The sequence below is a fragment of the Microbacterium sp. LWO13-1.2 genome, assembly GCF_038397725.1.
Lineage (GTDB): Bacteria > Actinomycetota > Actinomycetes > Actinomycetales > Microbacteriaceae > Microbacterium.
This window is the reverse complement of the sequence record NZ_CP151634.1, coordinates 1,930,258-1,953,112: the sequence shown is the minus strand read 5'-3', so window position 1 is coordinate 1,953,112 and position 22,855 is coordinate 1,930,258. Positions and strand designations below refer to the sequence as shown.

Below are 22,855 nucleotides of genomic sequence, written 5' to 3'. Positions count from 1 at the left end.
ATCCGCGGTCGGCATCGGATCAACGCGTTTCGCCTCGCTGGCGCTCGCTCAACGACCGGGTGGGGACGAGCGGTCAGTCCGGGAGCGGGATCGTCCCGGTGAACACGGTGGGCGGGTCGTCGACGTCCTTCGCCTCGGCATCCGCTCGCCGCCGTGCGTGTCGCACACCGAGAGTCGTTCCGACGCTCGCCACCACGACCAGACCGACGGCGGCCAGCCGCAACGGTGTCGCGTCCTGACCGAGCACGAGCCAGCCTGCGAGGATCGCGAACGCGGGCTCGAGGCTGAGCAGCACCCCGAACACCCGCTGCGGGAGACGGCGAAGCGCGGCGAGCTCGAAGCTGTACGGGATCACCGACGACAGCACCGCGGTGAGAACTGCCAGCAGAATCAGCTGGCCATCTGCCGCGATCGTGATCGAGGCCGGCACACCGAGCGGCAGCAGCAGCACCGCGGCGACGACCAGTCCGACCGCCAGCCCCGCGCTACCGGGGATGAGCGCGCCCACGCGCGCGCTCATCCGGATGTACATCACCCAGAAGCCCGCCGCGATCAGGATGAAGAGCACACCGAGCGGATCGAGCGGATCGGCACCGATCATCCCGTCGATGCCCAGCAGCGCCATGCCCAGCAGCGCGACGCCGACCCAAGCGGCGTCAGCGAGGCGGCGGGTGAGCACGGCGGCGAGGATGAGGGGGCCGAGGAATTCGATCGCGACAGCGGGACCGAGCGGAATGCGGTCGATCGCGGCATAGAAGAAGCCGTTCATCCCCGCCAGCGAGAGCCCGAAGAGCGCCGCGGCGATCCACTGCGTGCGGGTCCAACGGCGTGGTCTCGGGCGCACGATCACGACGAGGAGCAGTGCGGCGATCGCGATGCGCAGCGAGGTCACGCCCCAGGCGCCGAGCACCGGGAAGAGCTGGGTCGCGATGGCGGCACCGAAGGGCAGTGACAGGCACGATCCGACGACGAGCGCGACACCGAGGAGAGGACGAGGCGACGCGTTCGATGGCACGTACTCCACCCTGGGGCATCACCCTGCGCCGCGTCCATTCGGCGCGGGGTGCTGCGGCGCTTGTTCTAGAGGTGCTTCCCGCCCGTCACCGGGAGTACGGCACCGGACACGTACGACGATTCGTTCGAGGCGAGGTAGACATAGGCTCCGGCGAGCTCGGCGGGCTGTCCGGCCCGCCCGAGCGGCGTGTCCTGCCCGAACGACGCCAGCCTCTCGGCATCCCACCCTGTGGCGGGGATCAGCGGCGTCCAGATCGGACCGGGCGCGACGGCATTCACGCGAATACCCTTGGGCCCCGCCTCTTCGGCGAGCGCCTTCACGAACGCCACCTGAGCCGCCTTGGTCATCGCGTAGTCGATGAGTCCAGGCGAGGGGTTGTATGCCTGGATCGATGCGGTGACGATGATGCTGGCACCCGCTTCGAGCGCCGAGAACGCCGCGCGCGCGGAATACAGGAGCCCGAACAGGTTCGTCTCGAAGACCCGGCGCATGTCCTCGGTGCGGAGACTCTCGAAGCCGTCGATGTCGTGCTGGTACGCCGCGTTCAGGACCAGGATGTCCAGGCCGCCGAGTTCACGGCGCGTCCGGGACACGGCATCCGATGCGAACGACTCTTCTCGCACATCGCCCGCGAGACTCACACCCTTCCGCCCCGCCGCTCGTACCTGTTCGAGTGTCGCGTCGGCATCCTCCTGCTCCTCGGTCATGTGCACGATCGCGACATCCGCACCCTCTCGGGCGAAGGCGATCGCGACCGCGCGGCCGATGCCGGAGTCTCCGCCGGTGATCAGCGCCCGCCGCCCCTCGAGGCGGCCATGGCCGACGTAGCTCGATTCGCCGTGGTCCGGCGTCGGACGCGTCTCGTCGGTCAGCCCCGGCTGATCCTGCTGCTGCGGAGGGAAAGGGCCGCCCGTGTGCAGCGTGCGGGGATCGGAGGTGTTCTCTGCCATCGTGATGTCTCCTCGAGTCATGGGTCCGGTCAGACGAGCATCCGATACCCCGACCGGTGAGCCCCAGGGGGTTGACACACCTTCGGCTATTCCGGCATCACGCGGGAGTTGGCAACGCGAGCGCTGACGAAGCGCTAGAGCGGCGGCGTGACCGGCAGGTCCGGGCTGCTGGGCGCTTCGCCGGTCTCAGCCGGCTCTGGCACGAGGTAGAGACCGCTCGGTGCATTGGCCGTGAAGGCCAGTGCTTCGATCCAGGCCCGGTTGATCGACGGCTGCCTGCTCCCGAAGTACTTGAAGACCAGAGAACTGCTCGGCTGGATCCACACGGTGGTGCGTCCACCGCCGACGCTCGCATCTTCCCGCCAGCTGAACGGGAACGGCTCACCCCGGCGCAGCTTGGCCGTGATCACGAGTTGCAGATGCGTGAGAGCACGGTCCTCGATCTCGGTCTTCACGCCGCCCTCGTAGATGAACTTGCCCATGCAGATTCGCCCTTCCGTCTCTAGGGGATTGTCGGATTCAACCCTCATGCGTAGCGTAAGCCTTATGGGCATGCTCTTCTACGGCGGCACGGCCGACCCCATCCTGATCGAGGACCGAACCCTCGCGCATCTGAAGGTCGTCATCGCCACCAAGCTTCGTCGTAACGAGAGCTTCACCCTGTCCTGGAAGCACTCCGATGATCATCCGCCCGGACGATCGACGATATGGCTGCATCCGTCCATCCCCCTGCGGTTCGTCTTCGACGAGCCGGAGCCGCCGAAGCTGCACGTCGAATGGATCACGGCCTTGGCGAATTCCGCGAACACCAGTGGCGGTATCACGTTGGTCCCCGAGCACATGGCGCCCCCCGACAGAGTTGACGCCGCGTCGTCGTGAAGTCAACCCCCTCGGCGAGGTGGGCGGTCGCGTCTAGCGTCGTCAAGCAGACCCGCTGAGGAGGCGCCCCATGGACGAGAACCGCACCGATGAGAGCGAAACGCTCGACGGAAACACCCCCACCACGACCCACGCCGAATGGGGTGCGGGCAACCCGCACCTGCTGATCACCAGGGATGACGAGCGGACGGAGCATCCGCTCGATGTCGATGTCGTCCGGATCGGCTCTGCCGGCGGCAATGAACTGCAGCTCAGCGACACCGATCCGGTGCATGCGACGATCCAGCACGACGACCGCGACGAGTACGTTCTGACGCTGCACGGCGAAGGCGAGATGAATGCCCAACCGGATGCAGCCGCGACCCACGCGGGCGAGCGCACTCAGACCCTCCGCACCGGCGCGCGCTTCACCGCGGGGCCGTGGACCTTCGTCTTCGCGCGTGAGGAGTACGCCGATCACGGACGACCCTACGGCGGGCGTCTGGGCGGCGAGTACTCGGATCAGCGGCTGCAGCCACCGCGTCCCGACTACCGGGACGACGCGCACCCCGACCACTGAACTGCGTTGGCGGGGTTGACGCACGCACGCCGCCTTGTCAATGCCCCTCGCGAGTCGCGCCATTGCCCTTAGCGTCGATCGCAGAAGGAAAGAACATCGAATGGCACGAGAGGGAGAGCGCAATGACCACCGCACGCGACATCATGACTCCGAGCCCCCGCTGCATCGGCGAGAACGACTCGCTGCGCATCGCCGCGAACATCATGTCCGACCTCGACGTGGGGTCCCTACCGATCTGCGGAGAGGACAGCAAGCTGAAGGGAATGCTGACCGACCGCGACATCATCGTGCGCGCCGTCGCCGTCGGTCTCGACACCGAGACCACTCCGGCCAGTGCGCTCGCTCAGGGAAAGCCGGTGACGGTCGACGTCGACGACAACATCGACGTCGCACTCGAACTGATGCAGAAGCACCAGATCCGCCGGGTACCCGTGATCGAAGACCATCTGCTCGTCGGAATCGTGAGCCAGGCCGACATCGCCCGGTCGCTCTCGGCCGAGCAGACCGGCGAGACGGTCGAGAGCATCTCGCAGTGACCGAGGCTTCGAGCGTGGATCGCATCGATCGCCTGAGCGAACTCGCGGCCAGCCGCCGGCTGCGCGTCTGCGTGGCGGAGTCTCTCACCTCAGGGCAGCCGGCGACGCACGTCAGCGCCCGGGAATGAGGCCGATCCGCAGCGGAGCATCCGGAGCGGATGCCGCGCGCAACGCGTCGTCGATGGCGGTCAACGGCCGGACGTCGCCGACGACGTCGGCGAACGGGTAGGCGCGACCTCGGCCGGCGAGGAACGCGACGGCTTCCGCGAGCTCGGCGCCGGTGTAGTTGTGCACTCCGGTCACGGTGATCAACCGACGCACGATGCTCTCGGCATCCAGCGCGACGGGTTCTGTCGGGAAGACGCTGCCGACGAGCACCACCGTGCCACCGGTATCGACGCCGGCGAGCGCCTCGGCGACGGCATGACCGGATGCTTCGATCACCACGTCGGGATCGCGGCCGAGCGACCGCGCGCCGAATCGGGTGGCCAGCTGGCTGCGCGACGCGTTCGGGTCGCGCACCTCGACGGATGCTCCCTGCTCGGTCGCTATCGCCGCAGCGGACAGCCCGACGAGGCCGGCCCCGTGGATCCGTACTGCGGCGCCCTCGAGATCGCGATCGCGGCCGGCGCGGGCCACGGCCGCCCACGCCGTCGCCGTCGCGCACGACGCCGGCGCCAGCACGGCTGCCGGCAGCGACTCCGGAACGCGCACGATCGCCGTGCCCTCTCGCAGCTGCACGTGACTGCCGAATGCGCCGGTGAGGTCGCCGTGCGCGCCGATGCGCTCGTGCCCGTACTTGCCGAGCGTGCGGCACTTCTGCGGCATCCCGCGCAGGCAGCGATCGCAACTCGCGCAGGACACGGTGACCGACCACACCACGCGATCGCCGATGCGCAGCGGCGTGCCGTCGACGGCGGCCGCTCCGGCATGACCGGTGGCGATCACCCGGCCGACGCTCTCGTGGCCGAGCACCAGCGGCGTGGGCGCCGTCCGCCGTCCGAGTACTGTGTGCACATCGGAGCCGCAGATCGTCGACATCTCCACCGCGACGAGCACGTCGCCGTCGGCGAGCGCCACGCCGGGAACCGCGATCGTCTCGTGCGGATGCCCCTCCCCGACCCACACCATCGCCGTTGCGGACGGGCGCAGCGCGACGTCGGTACGCGGGATGGAAGGCCGAATCAGAGCCGAGCCCATGTCAGACGCTCGACTCTCAGTGCGTTGCGCTCAGGCGAAGCAGTCCGCGCTCGGCGAGCGCGCCACGGAGTCCGGTGACATCGGGGAGCACGATGTCGGCACCCGCCGAGGTGAGCGTTGCGTGATCGTGCGCACCGCTGAGAACACCGGCGACGAATCCCGCACCGGCCCGGCGGCCGGATTCGACGTCGCTGATCGTGTCACCGGCGACGGCGACCGCGGCGACGTGCGACGTCTGCGTGCGGATGATCGCCGTCAGAACCATGTCTGGCGCGGGACGGCCGCGACCGGCATCCGCCGGCGAGAGTGCGAAGTCCACGAGGTCGCGCCAGCCGAGACCGTCGATCAACGTGTCGCGCGTCACCGGCGCGAAGCCGGTGGTGAGCACGACGGTGAGACCCGAGTCGCGCAGACCCTGGATGGCATCGGCCGCGCCGGGGATCTCGGAGACGCCCTGCTCGGAGACGATGTCCGCGTAGGCCCCCTCGAATGCGGCGGTGGCGCGCTCGGCCGCGGCGACATCACCTGCGGCGAGGTGCGTGAACACGTCGATCTTCGACTGGCCCATGGTCGCTCTGACGTACTCGAGGGCGTCGTGCCACGGCATCCGGTCAGCGACGCCGGTCTGCTCTGCAGCGCGCTGGAACGCCTGCTCGACCACCCCATCGTCGAGCACCGTCGTGCCGGCCATGTCGAGCACGACGAGTTCGATGGGGGCGAATTCGAGCGGAGTGGTCATGATGTTCCTTCCATTGCGGGTGTCCACCCGAAGGTGGCGGTGAGATTCTCTTCAGCGAGCCCCAGACCCGTCGTCATACCGATACCGCTCGTTGCGGCGAGGACCAGCACGCCGGGTATGTCGGATTCGATGACGAATTCCCCCGGTCCCTTCGCGTAGACGCCCTGCCAGCGCTCCAGCACACGAGGCGCGGGCATCTCGAACAGTTCCTCCGCCTCGGTGAGGAACGCCGCGAAGGCCGCCTCCGGCTGGAACGGTGAGGGCGCAACCGCGGTCACGTGCGAGTCGCCGACGATGAGGGTGCCGTCCAGCAGCTGGGTGTACATCTGGTTGAGGTCGAGCGCCGCGAGGTCCGGTCTCTCAGAGTGCAGTCGCTCGCGCAGGGCGGTCGCCTCGGGTCCGCCGGTGAAGCGTCCGTAACGCAGCAGCGACCACCCGGTGAGCAACGGCGCCCCGAGCGGACGCGGCAAGGACACGGCGACGCGCATCATGTCGAGCGAGCAGCGGACGACGCCACGTCGTTCGGCGATCTCAGGAAGCAGCTGGTCGACGTCGTGGTTCACGGCCACGACGATGCTGCCGGCCGTGATCGAGCCGCGACTGGTCTCGACGATCCCCGTGGTCACCGCGGTGACCGCCGTGCGGAATCGGAACTCCACGCCCAGACTCATCAGGTGACGGACGATGGCCCCTGCGGCGGATCGTGGATCGGTCTGCAGGTCGGTCTCGATGTGCGCGCCGCCGACGAGCCCTTCGGCCCGAAGCGGGGCGAGGCGGAGCAGCTCGTCTGCCGCCAGCATCCGCATCCCGCCGTCACGCGTCGCCGCCTCGAGTACGGCGATCTCGTCGTCGTGCCTGGCGGCGACCAGGGTGCCGGACTCGCGCAGCCAGAAGCCGGCGTCGTGGGAGAGACGCAGCCACAGCTCGCGCGAGGTGTCCGCATAGCGGCGTGCTTCGCCGGACTGCGCTCCGATGCAGAGGTGACCGAAGTTGCGGATCGTCGCACCGACCGGGGCGTCGGTGCGGTCGACGACGATGACACGGAGTCCCCGACGCACAGCGGCGTAGGCCGCGCCGAGTCCGACGATGCCGGATCCGACGACCACGACATCGGCGTGGTTCTGGGTTGTATTCATCGGCGCGTTCATCGGAACACCTTCCGCATCCACATCGCGAGGCCTTCGACGACGAGAACGGTGACGAGGATCATCAGGACGATGGCCGTCACGGTCTCGTAGCGCGACCCCTGGCTGGCATTGAGCAGGTAGTAGCCGACTCCGCCGCCGCCGACGATGCCGAGGATCGTCGCCGCGCGGATGTTGGTGTCGAGCATGTAGAAGCTGTGTCCGATCAGTGCCTGCATCCCCTGCGGGACGGTGGCCGAGGCGTAGGTCTGCAGACGACTGGCACCCACGGCGCGCAGCGCACGCTCCGGGCCGCGGTCGACCTCTTCGAAGGAGTCGGCGATGAGTTTGCCCAGCAGTCCGATGCCGCCGATCGCCAAGGCGATGACACCGGCCTGGGCCCCGAGTCCGGTGATCACCACGAGGACGATGGCGAGGATCAGTTCCGGGATGCCGCGGATACCCACCAGGAGGAATCTGGCCGTTGCACGCACACCCGAACCGGGGGCGACGTTCGTGGCAGCGAGCGAGCCGAGAACGATCGAGGGAATGAGGGTCAGCACGGTCGCAGCCAGCGCGATCGACACCGTCTCGCGCATCGCCTCGAACATCGCCGAAGCTTCGTAGCTGCCGAACGACGGCGGCCAGAACTTGGCGGCGACCTCGGGGAGTTTGCCCCAGAAGGTGAAGAAGTCGAGCCAGTTGATCTGGCTGACGACGACACTCCCGATCACGACGAGCACGGCGACGATGCCGCCGATCGTGTTGCGCAGGCGCTCCGCCGTCCACGGGCGGCGAACCGCGGTTGTCGGGCTCGTCGCCCACGCCGCACGCGAGGACGACGACGTCCCCGCCTCCACGTCCTGCAGGCGCGGGTGGATGATCCGGTCGATCCAGGAGCGCGTATGCCTCTGCTGCCCGAGCATCGCGCCGCGGACCAGGCTGGAGACGATCTCCATCGCGATGCAGAGGAGGAAGATGACCAGGGCGATGCCGAGGCCCTTGCCGTAGTTCAGCGACTTGAAGGCGTACGACATCTCCAGGCCCAGGCCGGCGACGCCGACGTAACCGAGCACGACACTGCCGCGGAGGTTGATGTCGTTGCGGTGCAACACGGTCGCGACCCAGCTGGGCAGCACCTGAGGCAGGATGCCGGAGGCGAACTCCTGCATCTTCGTGCCGCCGGCGGCACGGATCGCCAGACGAGGCCCTTCGTCGATCTGCTCGATCGCATCGGCGAACATCTTCGAGATCATGCCGATCGAGTGGATCCCGATGGCGAGGATGCCGGGAAGCGTCCCCAGCGAGAACATCAGCACGAAAGCCATCGCCAGGACGACATCGGGCAGTGCGCGCGTGAACACGCCGACGAAACGGGCCGCCGCACGCCAGCCGTTCCCCGGCGTCGTGTTCGACGCGGCGAGGTAGGCGATCGGCACGGACAGCACTGCGGACAGCAGAGTGCCGACCAGCACGAGGCCGACGGTGAGCGCGATCAACCAGACGAGGTCGCCGGGCTCCGGGAACGAGAGACCGCCGACGCGGCCCATGAAGTTCTCCGCGTTGCCCCAGCTTTTGACCATCGCCGGAATGGAGATGCCGACCTCGTTCACGGCGAGCACACCGACGACGACGAGCGTCAGGAGCGTGAGGGAGGCGGCGATCCGCTCCGGAGAGATCGGGCGCTTCGGGGCGCGATCCGCGACGCCGGATGACGCCGCGCCCGGCCGCTCGGCGAGGAGGGTCACGAGACGCGCTCCTGCACCTTGACTCTGGAAGCCTCGGCCTCCTCCGAAGCCGCCGAGGCGTCGCCGGCATTCGCCAATTCGATCGAGACCGCCCTGAGCTCAGCGGTCGTCGTCGCGACCCGGCCGTAGATCTCCATGACCTCGGACTTGGTGAGGTCGGTCGTGGGTGTGTCCAGAACGACCTCGCCATGGCGGAGGCCGACGATCCGGTCGGCCCAGGTGATCGCGAGATCGACCTGATGCAGGCTGCAGACGACGGTGAGGCCCTCGTCGGCGGCGATCTCGCGGATCAGGGCCATCACCTGGTCGCTGGACTCGGGATCGAGCGATGCGACCGGCTCGTCGGCGAGAAGGATCTCCGGTTGCTGCATCAGGGCGCGTGCGATGGCGACGCGCTGCTGCTGCCCGCCGGACAGGGTGTCGCTGCGCTGATACGCGCGGTCGAGCAGACCGACGCGGTCGAGGTGCTCGAGAGCACGGATCTTCGCCGCCTTCGAGTAGCCCCAGAGACCGAGACGCGGTCCGCGCACGCCGGAGAGCGAGCCGGTGAGCACGTTCTCCAGCACAGTCAGGGAGGGAACCAGCTCGAACTGCTGGAAGATGAAGCCGACGCGGCTGCGCAGGCGCCGCAGGTTCTTGCCCCGGAGAGCGGGAACCTGCGAGCCCAGCACCTCGACGGAGCCGGAGGTGGGAACCTCCAGCCCGTCGAGGTGGCGCAGCAGCGTCGACTTGCCGGAACCGGAGAGACCCAGCAGCACCACGATCTCGCCGCGGGCGACCTCGAGCGAAGCATCCTTCAACGCCGTGGTCGACCCGAAGGTCTTCGTCACGCCGGTCAGACGGATGAGGGCATCGGATGCCGCGGTCATGGTGTTCGCGCTCATGGTCAGGTCTCCAGGGGTCTCAGCTGTTCAGGGGCGATCCAGGTGGATCAGCCCTGGCACTGCTCCGCTTCGGTCTCCTTGCAGATGTCGCGGATGAGGTCGTAGTACTTGTCATCGACCGGCTTGGTGGCGTAGAAGACGCTGCGGAACGCGTCGCTGTCTGCGCTGTCGATGCCGGCGGCGATGATGTCGTCGATCGTGACCTCGGCGAGACCGTCGACGAGCTTCGAGGAGACGTCGTCCGGAAGCGTGGAGGAGTACACCAGCGGCGCACCGGGGACCATGGTCTCGTCGATGACCTTCACGGCATCCGACTTCTCGACCTCGGAGTCCTCAGCGAAGCCGACCTCGCATTCGACGCCCTCGCCCGTCTTCTGCACGCTCACGTCGTGCTTTCCGGCGAACACCGGGGTGATGTCGGTCTTCGGGTCAATGCCGGCCTTGAGGAGGTTGTACGACGGGAAGAGGTATCCCGACGTCGAGGACGGGTCGACGAAGCAGACCTTCTTGCCCTTGAAGTCCGCGATGCTGGAGATGTTGCTGCCCTTGGGGACGATCGCCTGCGAGAAGTAGCCGGGCTCCTGGCCCTCTTCGGTGACGATCGAGGAGATCGGGGTGAGCTTCGCGCCGTTGTTGGTCGCGGTGACGTAGGTGAAGCCGGAGAAGGAAGCGACGTCGACCTTGCCGGCGACGGCCGCCTCGATGAGAGCGGCGTAGTCGGTGGACTCGTGGTACTCGACGGTCTTGCCCGTGAGCTCGGCGATGTAGTCCATCAGCGGCTGGTAGTTGGTCTCGGTGTCGACGGAGTCGGGCACGACTCCGAAGACGAGGGTGTTCTCGTCGACGGCGAAGCCGCTGGCGGCGGAGGACTCATCGGCGCCCGGTGTACCGGTGGCCTCGGCCGAACCGGAACAGGCGGCGAGGCCGAGTGCGAGGATCGCGACGCCGGCGAGGGCGGGGAGAGCGCGGAGCTTCATGAGGACCTTTCAGGGTGGGTGGGGTGATCCACGAGCAACTCTGACAGGAGGGCGATCGAGAAATATACCTAACTTGGAACTGTTCAACGGCTGTTTACCCGGATTTTGCCCGGGTGAACATCGACAGAACAGGGCAGTCATTCCCAAGAAGCCAAGTAGTATGCCTATGTGGCAGAAGCTGTGTACACCCAGATCGCCGACGACCTCCGAGCGCAGATCGCGGCGGGCACTCTGCGCCCCGGCGACGACGTTCCGACCGAGGCGGAGCTTGCAGAACGCTGGCGCACGTCTCGCGGCCCGATCCGGAACGCGTTGGCCGCGTTGCGGACGGACGGACTCATCGAGACGAGCCGCGGACGGCCCGCGCGCGTGGTCGCCCGGAAGGCTAATCAAGCAGTGGATGTCTCGGTGCCGTTCACGCGCTGGGCGCGACAGCTGGGTGTGAAACCGGGCGCCCAGACCCAGGAACTGAGCCTTCGCCGGGCCGGTACACGCGCCGCGGCTCTGGGGGTCTCCCCTGACGACACCATCGTGAGCGTCACGCGGCTGCGGCTGCTCGACGGTCGCCCGACGATGCTCGAGCGACTCTTCTACACCGAGGCCGTGGGGCGTCGACTGTTCGACGTGGATCTCGACACGGTGTCCATCACCGAGTACCTCACCGCGCAGGGGCATCCGATCGTCGGACTGCAGCACGAGATCGACGCCGTGGCCGCGGACGAACAGGATGCCGCACTGCTGCGTGTGCCTCTGGGTACCCCGATCCTGCGGCTCAGCCGCATCTCCCGCGACGCGGACGGCCTCATCTTCGAGGCGTCGGAGGACCGCTACCTCAGCGACTTCGTGCGGTTCACGGTCGCAGCATCCGGAATCTCCACCGACGGCCACTACATGCGGGCAGTGGGCGGCTGAGACCGGGAACCGGCCAGAGAGTGCGACCGCGAGCGCGATAGGAAGTCAGAAGCCGAAGATCGCGCTCGCGATCGCAGAAGCGCTGGGGACGCTTCTCGCCAAGGCGCTGGGGGCGCCTCAATTGGGGCATTCCCTACGGTAGTAATAGGAGACGTCGCCCAGAAGCGCCAAAGGTCGAAAGTCATATAGACGTTCGTCCAGGATCCATCGGCGCGGAGACGCCGTCGACCGGCCGCTCAGGCGATCAGCAGCCGGGCAGACACGCGCCACTGACCGTCGACCGCGCCCGCGCTGAACGTGCCACTCGCCCCGAGCACGCGCTCCGCCATCCGGTTCAGGCCGGTGCCGCTGGAGGGAAGGTCTCGCCGGGGCGTTGCCGGAAGCGGGCTGCTGATGGTCAGCGTCGCCGACTCATCGTCGACCTGCAACCCGATCCCGACTTCACCGGGTCCCGCATGCTTCAGGATGTTCGTGGCCGATTCGCGCATGATCCGTGCGAACACGATCTCTGCGGCGCGAGGAATCCGCTCGTCTCGGGGGTCTCCCTGGCTGACCACCGGGTGTCCCGCGGATTCGAACTCGCTTCTGGCTTCGTCGACGGCGGCAGCGAGGTCCCCGGTCTGCAGTGCGGACGCGCGTGGTCCGTCATCGGCGAGCTCGATCACGAATCGCAGATCGGCCATCGCCTTCCTCGCGGCGACGCGGATCGCCTCTTGGGATTGCCGAGTCACCTGCGCGTCGTCCAGCATCTGGACGTGCATGGCAACGACGGTGAGGTGGTGCGCGATGCTGTCGTGCAGTTCGCCGGCGATCCATCGGCGCTCAGCGAGCACGGCCTCGCGCTCCTGCAGTTCCTGTTCCACGAGCTGCTGCTCGAGGCGGCGGCCGCGGGCGAAGGCCATCCGAAGGGCGAAGCCGATCGCTCCGGCCACGGTGGCGACGATGAGATAGATCCCGACGTTCACCGGGCCGCTCAGATCGCCGTAGGCGATGATCGCCGCTGCGACGAGGAAACCACCGATGTAGGAGAGGATCAGCGAATTCCACCCGAGCCGCATGACCAGCGCTGCCGCGACGGCGACAGCCAAGAGTGTCTGGATCTCGTTGCCCGTGACGAATGAGAGAGCCAGCATGAGCCCCAACGCGCAGGTAGCGAGGAGGGGCGACCAAAGATAGAGGATCAGCACGGACGTGGTCGCGATGCTGAGCACGGACGCGATGACGTTCACGCCGGGCGAGAAGAACACGCCGAGCAGATCGACAGCGACGACGACGATGATGACCACCAGGACGAAGATGCGCTCGAGAACGCTCAACGCCTCTCCGCGGCTCAGCCGGAGAATGCCCGAGTCTTCTCGGGTTGAGGGGGCGAACGCCATGGTTCACTATCTCCTACTCGCCAGGTAATCTAGCGAATGATGCCCAGAATGTAGCAAAGCTGCTGCCAAAAAGTCATGGTCTTTCACCTCCCTGATTGGTCTTTTGTCGAGAACTGACTTCATCTTCTCGGTGATCTGCAGCGACCACATCGGACTACCCGGCAGTCTTTTCTGGCCAAAGGTCTATATCGACAAATTGACGGACTTATTGCCGCCGTTAGGCTTCCTCCATGCCGGTTATCCGCGTTCTCATCGTCGATGACGATCCCCTCGTCCGTTCAGCGCTCTCGCACTTCGTATCCCGCGACCCGGAGATCGAGGTCATCGGTGAGGCCGAAAGCGGCGTCGAAGCGATCGCCGCCGTGGAGCGCGACCGCCCGGACGTCGTCATGATGGACGTCCAGATGCCCGAGATGAACGGAATCGAGGCGACGGCGGTGATCGCCGAGCGCTGGCCCGATGTCCGCATCCTCGCGGTGACGACGCTCGACGGCAGCGACACGGTTCTTCCGATGCTGAACGCCGGCGCCTCCGGGTATCTGCTCAAGGACTCGAGCGCCGACGACATCGTGCTCGGAGTGCGCGAGGTCTACAAGGGCGCCAGCTCGCTCTCGCCGAGGATCGCGTCGATGCTGATCAAGCACGTCCGCGACACCGAGCCCACCGGCCGCGGAGCGCGCGACCTCGAGTCCCTCACCGAGCGCGAGTCCGAAGTGCTCGAACGTCTGGCTCAGGGCATGTCGAACGCAGAGATCGCGCGGACGCTCATCGTGTCCGAAGGCACGGTCAAGGCCCACCTCGGCCGCATCATGTCGAAGTGGCAGGTGCGCGACCGGGTGCAGATCCTCGTCACGGCCGCACACGCGGGGCTCGTCGACTTCCGCTGACGACGACCCCGAACTTCGGGGTCAGCCCCAGCGCTCCTGGAGCCAGGTCATTCCGGCGAGCGCTTCACTGCGCTGGAACTCACGCAGCGTCGGCATGCTCGGCACCGCGGGACGTCGCGCCTTGGCGAAGAAGCCGCCGGTGAGGGCAGCGAGAAGTGCGTCGATGTGCGCGGCAGAGACGCCGGTGAACAGCGGATGAGTCCGCAGAAGTTCTTCGGCGTCCACCTCTTCGCCTCGCAGGCGTACATCGAAGAGATAGCAGAGCCCGTCGATCCAGTGCGCACCGACGGCGGCCCACGGCCAGTCGATGATCCAGGCCGTTCCCACGCGATCGATGAGCACGTTGTCCGCGCGGCAGTCGAGGTGCTGGAGGCGGTCGCCCTCAGCGGCGATGACGATCTGATCGGCCACGTCGCGGAGGCGATCGAAGTTCTCGACGATCCACTCGGGCAAGTCGCCGACGGCGTCCGCATCCTGGATCTCGGCCCAACCGGACGCATCGACGGCCAACTCGTCCGTCGCGCGCGGTAGTCCGGCGGCATCCGCTCCCCGCAACTCGGGCAGTGTTCCCAGAGCATCGAGGACGGCGACGACGTCGGTGCCGTCGAGCGCGGCTCCCGGATGCCTGCCGTCGATGTCCTCGAGAATCAGCACCGCCCAGTCGTCCGAGACGAAGGACCCGAGCAGGGCAGGCACGCGGATGCCGCGGGGCATCGCCTGCATCACGCCCAGTTCGCGGCGATGCAGATCGTAGGTGCCTGGGTGGTGCGGCGTGCGATGCGCGGTCTTGACGAAGGCCCGCTCGCCGGCGTCGTTGCGCACCCGGTCGGCGCTTCCCGGCGAGAACCCGTTGCTCTGACTCACCGCAAGGGTGATCGGCCCGTCCAGACGCTCGGCGACGAGCTCATGCACGTGATCGGGCAGTTCATCCCACGCGGTCCTGGTTATCGAGGCGGTCTCCATCGCACAACGGTAACGGACGAATCGTCACCCGAATCAGGGGTCGATCTCACAAGCTTGTCGGATTCTCACGAAGATGGTGGAGCGTCTCACGGAACCTGTCGGGCTCGCGGGAAATTTGTTGGAGCGCTGATTGACGACCCAGCCATCGGCTCACCGGTAACGGTCGGTTTCGGCTAACGGTGGGGAGTCGGTGTTACGCGCCGGGCGGAGTTGCGACGGGTTGCCGTCTGAATCAGATGAAGGGATCGCCCTCCGAATCCGCAGGCTCGAGAGTTTTGGCTCGTATCGCAGCCGACTGACGCCGCTAGCGATCAGGCGGCAAATCCGTCAGGCCCACGTCTGTTCGCGCGAGTCGATGAGGTGAATCGTGTCCGACGGCGACGAGATCCAAAAGCCGTCGAACCCGGGGCCGAGGTCTTCGATCTCATCTCGTCTGGCAAGTCCGACGGATGCCATGACGCTCGCCGCCTCTCCCACATCCGAAGTGACGACCTCCAGCCAGATCTCCGCCTGGGAGAGCCCAGGGCAGTTGTCGACCCATAGGTTGCACGGACCAAAGACGAATCCGGTCGCGCCGCCCGACGGTCCCGCGACTGCGGGCAGATGCAGCACATCTCGATAGAACGCCAATGTCTCTTCGTAGCGATGCGGCGGAACCTTGAGCGCGATGTTACGGCCGCCGGAGAACGCGGAGTTGGTCTCGGACATGATGAGCACCTCAATCTAAGTCAACTCGAAGCAACCTTTTGGTTGCACTTAAACGTATCGGGGCTTCAACAGTCTTGCAACCCTGCGATTGCAGGACCTTGACGTCGATTTCTCACGTGCGAGACGCGCGGTGGCCTGAGGTCGCAGGGCTGGCGTGCGACAGGACCTCGCTGAACGCGAGCGGACCGCCCGCTAGCGGCCATTTGGAACGCTGGGACGATGAGAGGGATCGACAAGCTCGTGCACGCCGTCGAGGCTTCGGCATCGAGGACTGAGCACGTGATGAAACCGCTGCAGCTGCCCAACGGAAGGTCAGGGTATTTCTCCCCATTCCCTTCCTCGTCGCGTATCGGCCATGCTGTGTTCGGGGAGCGCGCCGGCGCTCCGGATCACGGGAGGGAAACCATGAAGTCGATCAAGAAGCGACTGGTCGCCGGTCTTGGTGCCGCTGTGCTCGTGGCGGGCCTGGCGGTCGCCGTGCCTGCGACCGCCAACGCAGCATCGTACTCATCGTCCTGTAAGGGAACGTACGTTACGACGAAGAGAGTCACGAACGCCTCGGGAACCGTTCTCGGTCGGGTCGGTGTCTACAGAGACGGCAACTACATGTGCGCTGTGCTGGTGAAGGCAGGACCGGTCTACGGCGTGCCCACCTTCACCGAGCTGGAACTGGATTCAGCCCACGACCACGGCGCCGACTCCGGCCGCTTCTCGTATCAGACCGACGCCATCCGCGTGTACGCCCCGTACCACCAGATCCACCTGGGCGCGACCGTAGCCGGCAAGAACGGCGCCCTGAACTGGGTTGGCACCGACGTCCGGGGATGACCTGCCCGCTGGCGCGGGCGGCGCTCCCAAGCCGGCTAGCGTCACGCACGGGGTGGACCCGCGCAGCGATCGCCGCAAGGGCGCTAGGACTCATCCGTGCTCTCGGGCTCGGCGGGCTTCTCGCACGGCAGCGGAGGGCGCCCCGCGTCCTCCCAGCGGCAGACGGCCGCCCAGTCGTGAGAATCTCCCTCGGGGCGCGTGTGCGCTGCTCCGGCGCCCATCACTCGCCCCCTCGCGGATGATACGACCGGCTAGAGAGATCGGTGCGCTCGGCGTTGTAGACCGCCACCGTGACGCCCGTGATCGGCGTCTTGTCGACATCCAGGTTCGCCAACCGATACATCCCGAAAGCCCCTGCCGACCGCTCCACCGAAACGATCGTTTGCGGCAGCTTGACACTCTCGGTTCGAGGCACGCTCGACACGCCGGTCACGCGGTTTCCGACAGGGGAGCCGAGGCACACGGGCGAAACGCAACCAACGACAAGTTTCGTGAGACAAGAAGGCTGCCCGCCGCCGCATCAGTCGCGCGGCATCACGGGATGTATCGTCTCACCGACTGTCGAACTTTCGTGAGATCGGACATCAGAGACCCGACTCGCCGGAAGCGCCTTTCGACGGAGTCTTGCGTCGCCTGTGCTCGATGATGCCCCGGACGAAGTACACCAGGGATCCCGCCAGGGCGACGACGATCGTGACGATCGACCACCAGTCGGTCTGCCCCGTCAGCAGGATGTAGATCCCGACGCCCAGGAACAGCACAGCAGCGAGGAAGGTCCAGCCCGACGATTGCATGCCTGCGATGCTACACAAGGGCTCGGCGGAGGACCTCGGCGGATGCCGGAATCGACCGACGGCTCGCACCCTATGGAGCCCCGGCCTGTTGCAGCGATCGGAGGTGCTGCGGGTAGCGCCAGTGCCGATCGGGGTCCCACCAGGCGGGGCCGCGGATCTCGGGAAGTCCGTTGTTCATGCGGATCTCCCACCCGCTGGCGTCGAGGGTGCGATGATGCCACCAGCACAGAGCGACACCATTGTCGGTGTGGGTCGGACCGCCGTACGCGTGGTCGCGGACATGATGGTATTCGCACCAGGTCGCGCGGACGTGGCAGCCAGGGATGAGGCATTCCCTGTCGCGGAGGGCAACGGCCCGGCGCTGGTGGACGTTGAAGATGCGGTCGGTTGTGCTGATGCTCCGGATACGCCCGTTCTCGTCGAACAGCACCCGCTGCACGTGCCCGGCACACGCGGTGTGGGCGGCGACGGATACCGGCACCGGGGTGTCGATGCCGTCGACGTGCGCCCACCCGCGCCCGGACGCGAAATCCTCCGCCGTGACGGACACGACCAAGGTCGGGGCGGCACCACCGAGGGTCGGGACGTCGTCGTGGCGGGCGGCGATGGTCAGGATCGCCGCGAGCGCATCGTGGCGTTTCTGCCCGGGCGTTCGGGAGTCGTACGGTGCCGGGCACAGGTCGCCCTCAGGCGTGTCCTCGCTGTCGCGGAGATCGTCGGTGGAGTCTTCATCGCTCGGTCGGAACATCACCCCGCTCGCGTGGGGCGCGGCTGGGCCGTCGACCTTCGGGTTGTTGTAGGCGTCGAGAAGACGCTGGAACTGTCCGGCAGCATCGGGAAGCAGGTTCCCGTGGACCGGGATGCCGCCGTCCTTCTCCCGCCCGAAGCTCAGGAACCGTGCCCGCATCGCACGGTCATCCGCGGGCTCTGCCCCGTCCGGGTCGAGATACGTGGCGATGACCTGGGAGAACAACCGCAGATCATCCGGTGTGGCCGGCGGCCCAGACTCCCCGATCGACTCAGCGGTCGTCGCGTCCGCGTCGGCGATCGCACACCCTCGCGCGAACGCCGCAAGCTGCGCATCCGCCCGCACCCGGTCCTCGCATCCCACTCGACGACCGGCCTGTTCGATCGGTCCGGTCGCAGCGAGCAACCCCGAGACACCGACCACGCCGTCCAGCAGCGCGCCCCGCAACTCCGGCCACCGTGCCGGCAACGGGGCACCCGTGGTGAGCTCCGTCTCGCGATACACAACCTTCGCTGCCTTCACCACCCGGCCAGCTCCTGCCGCATCGACCCGGAGGACCCGCTGGAGGAGTTCGTTCATGTTCCGGCATCCGAACCGGCCCGCGAACGACGGATCCCCCGGTCCTTCCGGGCGCCCATCCACGGAGGCGACTGTCTCGACGACCAGAGCATCCAGCAGACGTTGCACCTCCCCCGCAGCACGAAGAATGTCCATCTTCTCGGCATCTGAACGGCCCACTGGAGCATCCATCCGCAGCACCGGACCAAGGTCGGCGACGACCTGATCCAGGAGCGCTGCGGTGCTGTTCATACCTCCATTCAACCCGGGGCCACCGACATTCCGACCCCTAAATCATCCTGATCAAAAGCCTTTTCCGCGGATGTTCCTGCGTGGCGCATGCGCGGTTCCCGCGCAACGATCAACAGGCTGCTTGCAGCGCGCTCTCACACCGCCAGCAACACGATCCCGACCACGACGATGGCCGCAGCGGCCACTCGCCATCCCGGTCGCGATTCGCGCAGCACGAAGGCGCCGAAAAGGCTGACCAGTACGACGCTCACCTCGCGCAGCGGCGCCACGAGCGCGACCGGCGCGATCTGGATCGCGGTGAGCACGAGGATGTACGACAACGGCGACAGCACCCCGAAGGCGACGATGCGGCGCCATTCGGTCCGCCCCAGCGCCCAGACCGCCTTCCACCGCCCGCGCACGGCGATCGAATAGAAGGGAACCTGAAGCACCGTGGTGCCCACCATGAACGCGACCGGCGACAGATTCCAGGTGCGAACGGCGTTCGCATCCCAGATCGTGTAGATCGCGATCGCCACCCCGGTGAGCAGACCGAAGACGAGCCCGCGGTCAAGGCCGCCCCTGACGCTCCGCCCCCGATCCACGAGACCGACGGCGACCACGCCGATGATGACGGCCGCGACCCCGATCAAGGCGATCGGCGATGGCCGTTCACCCAGGACCAGAACGGCGATGATCACCGAGAGGAACGGCCCGGTACCGCGCGCTGTGGCATAGACGGTGGAGAGGTTTCCTGCCTGGTAGCCGCGCTGCAGCACGGCCATGTAGCAGACGTGCAGCACTGCTGAAACGCCGACACCGAGGGCGAAGCCGGCGAGATCGTCTGTGCCGAGACCACCGGTGAACGGCACGACCCCGGCCCAGATCACGGTGCTCCCGACCGCTCCCCACCAGAGGAACGGGACGCCGGCACGACTGACACCGTGAGCGATGATGTTCCAGGACGCGTGAGCCAGGGCGGCGGCGAGTACCAGGGCGAATGCAAGGGGAGACATCGCGCACACCCTATCCGGCGCAGGTGACCGCGAGGAGCCGGTGACCGCCCGGCGGCCTCCCCGTCCCTGCCCGATTACGATCGAAGTACCCCCTTTCAGGAAGGCCCTTCATGCCCGTCACCCCGGTTGCCCTCGCTCACGCCGACGATCTCGCCGATTTCATCGCCGCATCCCCGTCGAGCTACCACGCGGCGTCCGAGGTCGCCCGGCGCCTGGAGGATGCCGGATTCACCCGCCTCGACGAGAGCCAGCCGTGGCCGGCGCAGTCCGGCGGACGCTTCGTGGTCGTCCGCGACGGTGCGGCGATCGCCTGGGTCGTGCCGACGGATGCTGCCGCGACGACACCCACGCAGGTGTTCGGTGCACACACCGACTCCCCCGGCTTCAAGCTCAAGCCGCAGCCGACAACCGGCTCGAAGGGCTGGTTGCAGGCGGCGGTCGAGATCTACGGCGGCCCGCTGCTGAACTCGTGGCTCGACCGCGAGCTTCGCCTTGCCGGACGCCTCGCCCTCGCCGACGGACGCGTCGTGCTGGCGGACACCGGCGCACTCCTGCGCCTGCCGCAACTGGCGATCCACCTCGACCGCGGTGCCAACAGCGGACTCGAACTCGACAAGCAGTTCCAGACCCAGCCGGTCTGGGGACTCGGCGACCCGACGTCGGCCGATCTCCTCGCCGAGCTCGCCGCCTCCGCGGACGTCGATGCCGCCGATATCCGCGGCTACGACGTGGTCGTGGCGGATTCGGCGCGCGGCGCCGTGTTCGGCAAGGACGACGCATTCTTCGCCGCGGGCCGCCTCGACGACCTCGCCTCGGTGCACGCCGGACTCGTGGCGCTCTCATCGTTCGAGGCCACCGCCGACGGACCGATCGCCGTGCTCGCCGCCTTCGACCACGAGGAGCTCGGTTCCGCCTCGCGCTCCGGCGCGGCCGGTCCCTTCCTCGAGGACGTCCTGGAGCGCGTGTACGCACACCTCGGCGCCGACTCCTCCCAGCGCCGTCAGGCCTACGCCTCGTCCTGGTGCCTGTCCAGCGACGTCGGACACTCGGTGCACCCGAACTACATCGCCAAGCACGACCCCGTCGTGCAGCCGGTCCTGGGCTCTGGGCCGATCCTGAAGATCAACGCCAACCAGCGCTACGCGACGGATGCCGTCGGCGCTGCCGCCTGGTCGGCGTGGTGCGAGCGCGCCGGCATCGCCTCGCAGGAATTCGTCTCGAACAACACCGTTCCGTGCGGCTCGACGATCGGCCCGATCACGGCGACCCGTCTGGGATTGCGCACAGTGGACGTCGGCATCCCGATCCTGTCGATGCACTCCGCCCGTGAACTCGCCGGCGTCGCCGACCTGCACGATCTCACCCGGGTGGCGGAGGCGTTCTTCCGCGGGTGATGTTCTCACCCCGCCGTGCGGCACCGCTATATTGATCCGGAGCCAACCGGAGGGCCGACATGACGTATTTCGCGACGCCGCACACCCGTAATCGAGCGCAGGGACAAGGCTCCCGACCGCGCCGTCGACCCGTCCGCGCGCTGCTCGCCGTCGTGGGAATCGCCGCGCTGGGCGTCTCCGGCGCGATGACGGCATCGGCGGCGACGACGACGGCATGGGCGGAATGGGCGCCGCTCTCCGGCTCCGGCGGCGCGTACACGACCGCCGTGTCGTTCGCCGGTCAGCCCTCCCTCACCGCCACCGTGACCAGCGACTCCCGCGCCGGACAGGTCGGCGTCATCTCCGGCGCCTCGACCTGGCTCTCCGAAGGCACCCCCATCGGAGCGAAGTACGGCTCCAGTCGCGACCTTCCCTACCTCAACCTCCGCCCGAAAGCCGACTCGGCGAGCGCCCCCTCGACGACGACGTACACCTTCGCGTCGCCCACCCCGTCCTCGGGCTGGGCCTTCGCGCTCGGCGACATCGACGCGGATGCCGTGCGGATTCACGGCACCACGGCGGCCGGCGCACCGATCACCGCCGCCGATCTCGGGTTCCAGGGCGGCTTCAACTACTGCGCTCCTGGCATCGCGGGAAAGCCGTCCTGCACCGGCGCTGCGGATGACGTGCCCGCCTGGGATCCGGTCGCACTCACCCTCACCGGCAACGCCGGCGCGGTCGACACCTTCGGATCAGCCGCGTGGTTCGAACCGACCACACCGCTCTCGACCCTCACGTTCGAGTTCACGCGACGCTCCGGCTTCCCCATCTACCAGACGTGGTTCGCGGTCCTCGCGCGTGACATCACCGGCACCGTCGTCGATGTGGACTCCGGCCCGCTCGACGGCATCGCCGTCACCCTCACCGACGCGAACGGCGATGTGATCGCGACGACGACGACAGCTGCTGGCGGCACCTACGCGTTCCCGGGCAACATCGCCACGGACGGATACACGGTCACGGCGACCCCACCCGCAGGCAAAGAGGCCGTCATCGGCTCCGGCACGGCAGATCTCCGCACCGAAGACGCCGTGGTCGACCTGAGCATGCGCGACGTCGCGCCGGTGACGGAGACCCTTTCCGGCCGGGTCACCGCGGCAGGAACCGGAGTCGCAGGCGTCGCGGTGACGGCGGTAGGGCCGACCGGGACGCTGACCACCGTCACGGATGACTCCGGAAACTACTCGTTCCCCGAGCTGACCTCCGGCGAGTACACCATCAGCATCGAGGTGCCCGAGGGCACGGTTCCGGTCGGAGCGACCACGAGAACCGAGACGGTGGCGTCCGAAGACGTGACCGGCGTGGACTTCGCGCTGGCCCGTCTCGGTTCCGTCTCCGGCGTCGTCGAAGACTCGAAGGGAACACCCCTGGGCGGCGTGTCCCTGACGATCGACGGGCCGGATGGCGACCGCACGGTCACGAGCGAAGACGACGGCACCTACGTCGCCGATGAGCTGGTGCCGGGCGCGTACACGATCACGGCGACCGCACCAGATGGATACACCGTCGCTGAGCCCGCGGAGCTCGCCGTGACCATCACCGGTTCCGGCGAGGTGATCGTCGATCAGGACTTCACCCTCATCCCGGTGACGACGACGCCGACTCCGACTCCGAGTGCTCCGGGAGCGGTCGGCCCTGGCGGCCAGCCCGGAGATTCCGGGCTGGCGACCACAGGTGGAGCGAACCCTGCTCCGTTCGTCGCCGCCGCCGGCGTCCTGCTCGCAATCGGCGCCTTCCTGCTGACGCGGACCCGGCGTCGAGCTCGCGACTGAGCCGCATCACCTGAC

The 22,855-nt window shown here is 67.6% G+C and carries 25 protein-coding genes; 9 read left to right on the top strand and 16 right to left on the bottom strand.

Annotated features, from left to right (window positions below; genetic code table 11):
* Positions 1-73: 73 nt before the first annotated feature.
* The 3 genes from MRBLWO13_RS09100 to MRBLWO13_RS09090 all read right to left on the bottom strand — a co-directional run bounded on the left by MRBLWO13_RS09100 (position 74) and on the right by MRBLWO13_RS09090 (position 2,447).
* Positions 74-1,015 carry an EamA family transporter gene (locus MRBLWO13_RS09100; RefSeq protein ID WP_341978158.1) on the bottom strand — a complete coding sequence of 314 codons (942 nt, stop codon included), beginning with the start codon at positions 1,013-1,015 and terminating at the stop codon, positions 74-76.
* 65 nt (positions 1,016-1,080) lie between these two features.
* Positions 1,081-1,965: an SDR family oxidoreductase gene (locus tag MRBLWO13_RS09095; protein ID WP_341978156.1), complete on the bottom strand. Its 885-nt coding sequence runs from the start codon at positions 1,963-1,965 to the stop codon at positions 1,081-1,083.
* A gap of 134 nt (positions 1,966-2,099) precedes the next feature.
* A complete protein-coding gene (locus MRBLWO13_RS09090) occupies positions 2,100-2,447 on the bottom strand; it encodes an ATP-dependent DNA ligase (protein WP_341978154.1) in 348 nt (115 codons plus the stop codon).
* Positions 2,448-2,511: 64 nt separating this feature from the next.
* Between MRBLWO13_RS09090 and MRBLWO13_RS09085 the strand changes: the two genes are divergently transcribed.
* From MRBLWO13_RS09085 to MRBLWO13_RS09070, 4 genes are all read left to right on the top strand, one after another.
* Complete coding sequence (locus tag MRBLWO13_RS09085) at positions 2,512-2,844, top strand: hypothetical protein (protein ID WP_341978152.1); 333 nt, start codon at positions 2,512-2,514, stop codon at positions 2,842-2,844.
* Positions 2,845-2,914: 70 nt separating this feature from the next.
* Positions 2,915-3,403: an FHA domain-containing protein gene (locus tag MRBLWO13_RS09080; RefSeq protein ID WP_341978150.1), complete on the top strand. Its 489-nt coding sequence runs from the start codon at positions 2,915-2,917 to the stop codon at positions 3,401-3,403.
* A 122-nt stretch (positions 3,404-3,525) separates the two neighbouring features.
* Positions 3,526-3,939, top strand: a complete 414-nt coding sequence (locus MRBLWO13_RS09075; protein WP_341978148.1) for a CBS domain-containing protein — start codon at positions 3,526-3,528, stop codon at positions 3,937-3,939.
* Positions 3,936-4,067 carry a hypothetical protein gene (locus tag MRBLWO13_RS09070; protein ID WP_341978146.1) on the top strand — a complete coding sequence of 44 codons (132 nt, stop codon included), beginning with the start codon at positions 3,936-3,938 and terminating at the stop codon, positions 4,065-4,067. The genes MRBLWO13_RS09075 and MRBLWO13_RS09070 overlap by 4 nt, the downstream gene beginning before the upstream one ends.
* Here the strand turns inward: MRBLWO13_RS09070 and MRBLWO13_RS09065 are convergent.
* The 6 genes from MRBLWO13_RS09065 to phnD form a co-directional block, all read right to left on the bottom strand.
* A complete protein-coding gene (locus tag MRBLWO13_RS09065; protein ID WP_341978144.1) occupies positions 4,051-5,139 on the bottom strand; it encodes an alcohol dehydrogenase catalytic domain-containing protein in 1,089 nt (362 codons plus the stop codon). The two genes, MRBLWO13_RS09070 and MRBLWO13_RS09065, sit on opposite strands and share 17 nt — an antisense overlap.
* Positions 5,140-5,155: 16 nt before the next feature.
* Positions 5,156-5,878, bottom strand: a complete 723-nt coding sequence (locus tag MRBLWO13_RS09060; RefSeq protein WP_341978142.1) for an HAD family hydrolase — start codon at positions 5,876-5,878, stop codon at positions 5,156-5,158.
* Complete coding sequence (locus MRBLWO13_RS09055; protein WP_341978141.1) at positions 5,875-7,026, bottom strand: TIGR03364 family FAD-dependent oxidoreductase; 1,152 nt, start codon at positions 7,024-7,026, stop codon at positions 5,875-5,877. Before MRBLWO13_RS09055 ends, MRBLWO13_RS09060 begins: the two co-directional genes overlap by 4 nt.
* Positions 7,023-8,750 (bottom strand): phosphonate ABC transporter, permease protein PhnE, encoded by a 1,728-nt coding sequence (phnE, locus tag MRBLWO13_RS09050; RefSeq protein WP_341978139.1) that lies wholly within the window; start codon positions 8,748-8,750, stop codon positions 7,023-7,025. The genes MRBLWO13_RS09055 and phnE overlap by 4 nt, the downstream gene beginning before the upstream one ends.
* Positions 8,747-9,619, bottom strand: a complete 873-nt coding sequence (phnC, locus tag MRBLWO13_RS09045; protein ID WP_341978333.1) for a phosphonate ABC transporter ATP-binding protein — start codon at positions 9,617-9,619, stop codon at positions 8,747-8,749. The genes phnE and phnC overlap by 4 nt, the downstream gene beginning before the upstream one ends.
* Positions 9,620-9,681: 62 nt before the next feature.
* A complete protein-coding gene (phnD, locus tag MRBLWO13_RS09040) occupies positions 9,682-10,611 on the bottom strand; it encodes a phosphate/phosphite/phosphonate ABC transporter substrate-binding protein (RefSeq protein WP_341978136.1) in 930 nt (309 codons plus the stop codon).
* 168 nt (positions 10,612-10,779) lie between these two features.
* Between phnD and MRBLWO13_RS09035 the strand changes: the two genes are divergently transcribed.
* Positions 10,780-11,523, top strand: a complete 744-nt coding sequence (locus tag MRBLWO13_RS09035) for a GntR family transcriptional regulator (protein ID WP_341978134.1) — start codon at positions 10,780-10,782, stop codon at positions 11,521-11,523.
* Positions 11,524-11,759: 236 nt separating this feature from the next.
* Here the strand turns inward: MRBLWO13_RS09035 and MRBLWO13_RS09030 are convergent, their stop codons facing one another.
* The gene (locus MRBLWO13_RS09030; protein ID WP_341978132.1) at positions 11,760-12,902 is read right to left on the bottom strand and encodes a histidine kinase; all 1,143 of its coding nucleotides are present in this window, start codon (positions 12,900-12,902) and stop codon (positions 11,760-11,762) included.
* Positions 12,903-13,132: 230 nt separating this feature from the next.
* Between MRBLWO13_RS09030 and MRBLWO13_RS09025 the strand changes: the two genes are divergently transcribed.
* Positions 13,133-13,789: a response regulator transcription factor gene (locus MRBLWO13_RS09025; protein WP_341978130.1), complete on the top strand. Its 657-nt coding sequence runs from the start codon at positions 13,133-13,135 to the stop codon at positions 13,787-13,789.
* A gap of 21 nt (positions 13,790-13,810) precedes the next feature.
* Here the strand turns inward: MRBLWO13_RS09025 and MRBLWO13_RS09020 are convergent, their stop codons facing one another.
* Complete coding sequence (locus MRBLWO13_RS09020) at positions 13,811-14,752, bottom strand: hypothetical protein (RefSeq protein WP_341978128.1); 942 nt, start codon at positions 14,750-14,752, stop codon at positions 13,811-13,813.
* Between the two features lie 327 nt (positions 14,753-15,079).
* Complete coding sequence (locus tag MRBLWO13_RS09015) at positions 15,080-15,460, bottom strand: hypothetical protein (RefSeq protein WP_341978126.1); 381 nt, start codon at positions 15,458-15,460, stop codon at positions 15,080-15,082.
* Between the two features lie 219 nt (positions 15,461-15,679).
* On the opposite strand from MRBLWO13_RS09015, the gene MRBLWO13_RS09010 reads away from it, so the two are divergent.
* A complete protein-coding gene (locus MRBLWO13_RS09010; protein ID WP_341978124.1) occupies positions 15,680-16,288 on the top strand; it encodes a hypothetical protein in 609 nt (202 codons plus the stop codon).
* 220 nt (positions 16,289-16,508) lie between these two features.
* Here MRBLWO13_RS09010 and MRBLWO13_RS09005 read toward each other — a convergent pair whose 3' ends face one another.
* From MRBLWO13_RS09005 to MRBLWO13_RS08990, 4 genes are all read right to left on the bottom strand, one after another.
* A complete protein-coding gene (locus MRBLWO13_RS09005) occupies positions 16,509-16,721 on the bottom strand; it encodes a hypothetical protein (protein ID WP_341978122.1) in 213 nt (70 codons plus the stop codon).
* Positions 16,722-16,872: 151 nt separating this feature from the next.
* Entirely contained in the window at positions 16,873-17,082 is a 210-nt protein-coding gene (locus tag MRBLWO13_RS09000) for a hypothetical protein (protein ID WP_341978121.1), read from the bottom strand.
* A 70-nt stretch (positions 17,083-17,152) separates the two neighbouring features.
* Positions 17,153-18,640, bottom strand: coding sequence for a DUF222 domain-containing protein (locus MRBLWO13_RS08995; RefSeq protein ID WP_341978119.1), 1,488 nt, complete (start codon positions 18,638-18,640; stop codon positions 17,153-17,155).
* A gap of 134 nt (positions 18,641-18,774) precedes the next feature.
* Positions 18,775-19,635, bottom strand: coding sequence for an EamA family transporter (locus tag MRBLWO13_RS08990; RefSeq protein WP_341978117.1), 861 nt, complete (start codon positions 19,633-19,635; stop codon positions 18,775-18,777).
* A 110-nt stretch (positions 19,636-19,745) separates the two neighbouring features.
* Between MRBLWO13_RS08990 and MRBLWO13_RS08985 the strand changes: the two genes are divergently transcribed.
* Both MRBLWO13_RS08985 and MRBLWO13_RS08980 read left to right on the top strand, forming a co-directional pair.
* Positions 19,746-21,029 carry a M18 family aminopeptidase gene (locus MRBLWO13_RS08985; RefSeq protein ID WP_341978115.1) on the top strand — a complete coding sequence of 428 codons (1,284 nt, stop codon included), beginning with the start codon at positions 19,746-19,748 and terminating at the stop codon, positions 21,027-21,029.
* A 59-nt stretch (positions 21,030-21,088) separates the two neighbouring features.
* On the top strand, positions 21,089-22,840 hold the full coding sequence (locus MRBLWO13_RS08980; protein ID WP_341978113.1) for a carboxypeptidase-like regulatory domain-containing protein: 1,752 nt from the start codon (positions 21,089-21,091) through the stop codon (positions 22,838-22,840).
* The last annotated feature ends 15 nt before the right edge of the window (positions 22,841-22,855 follow it).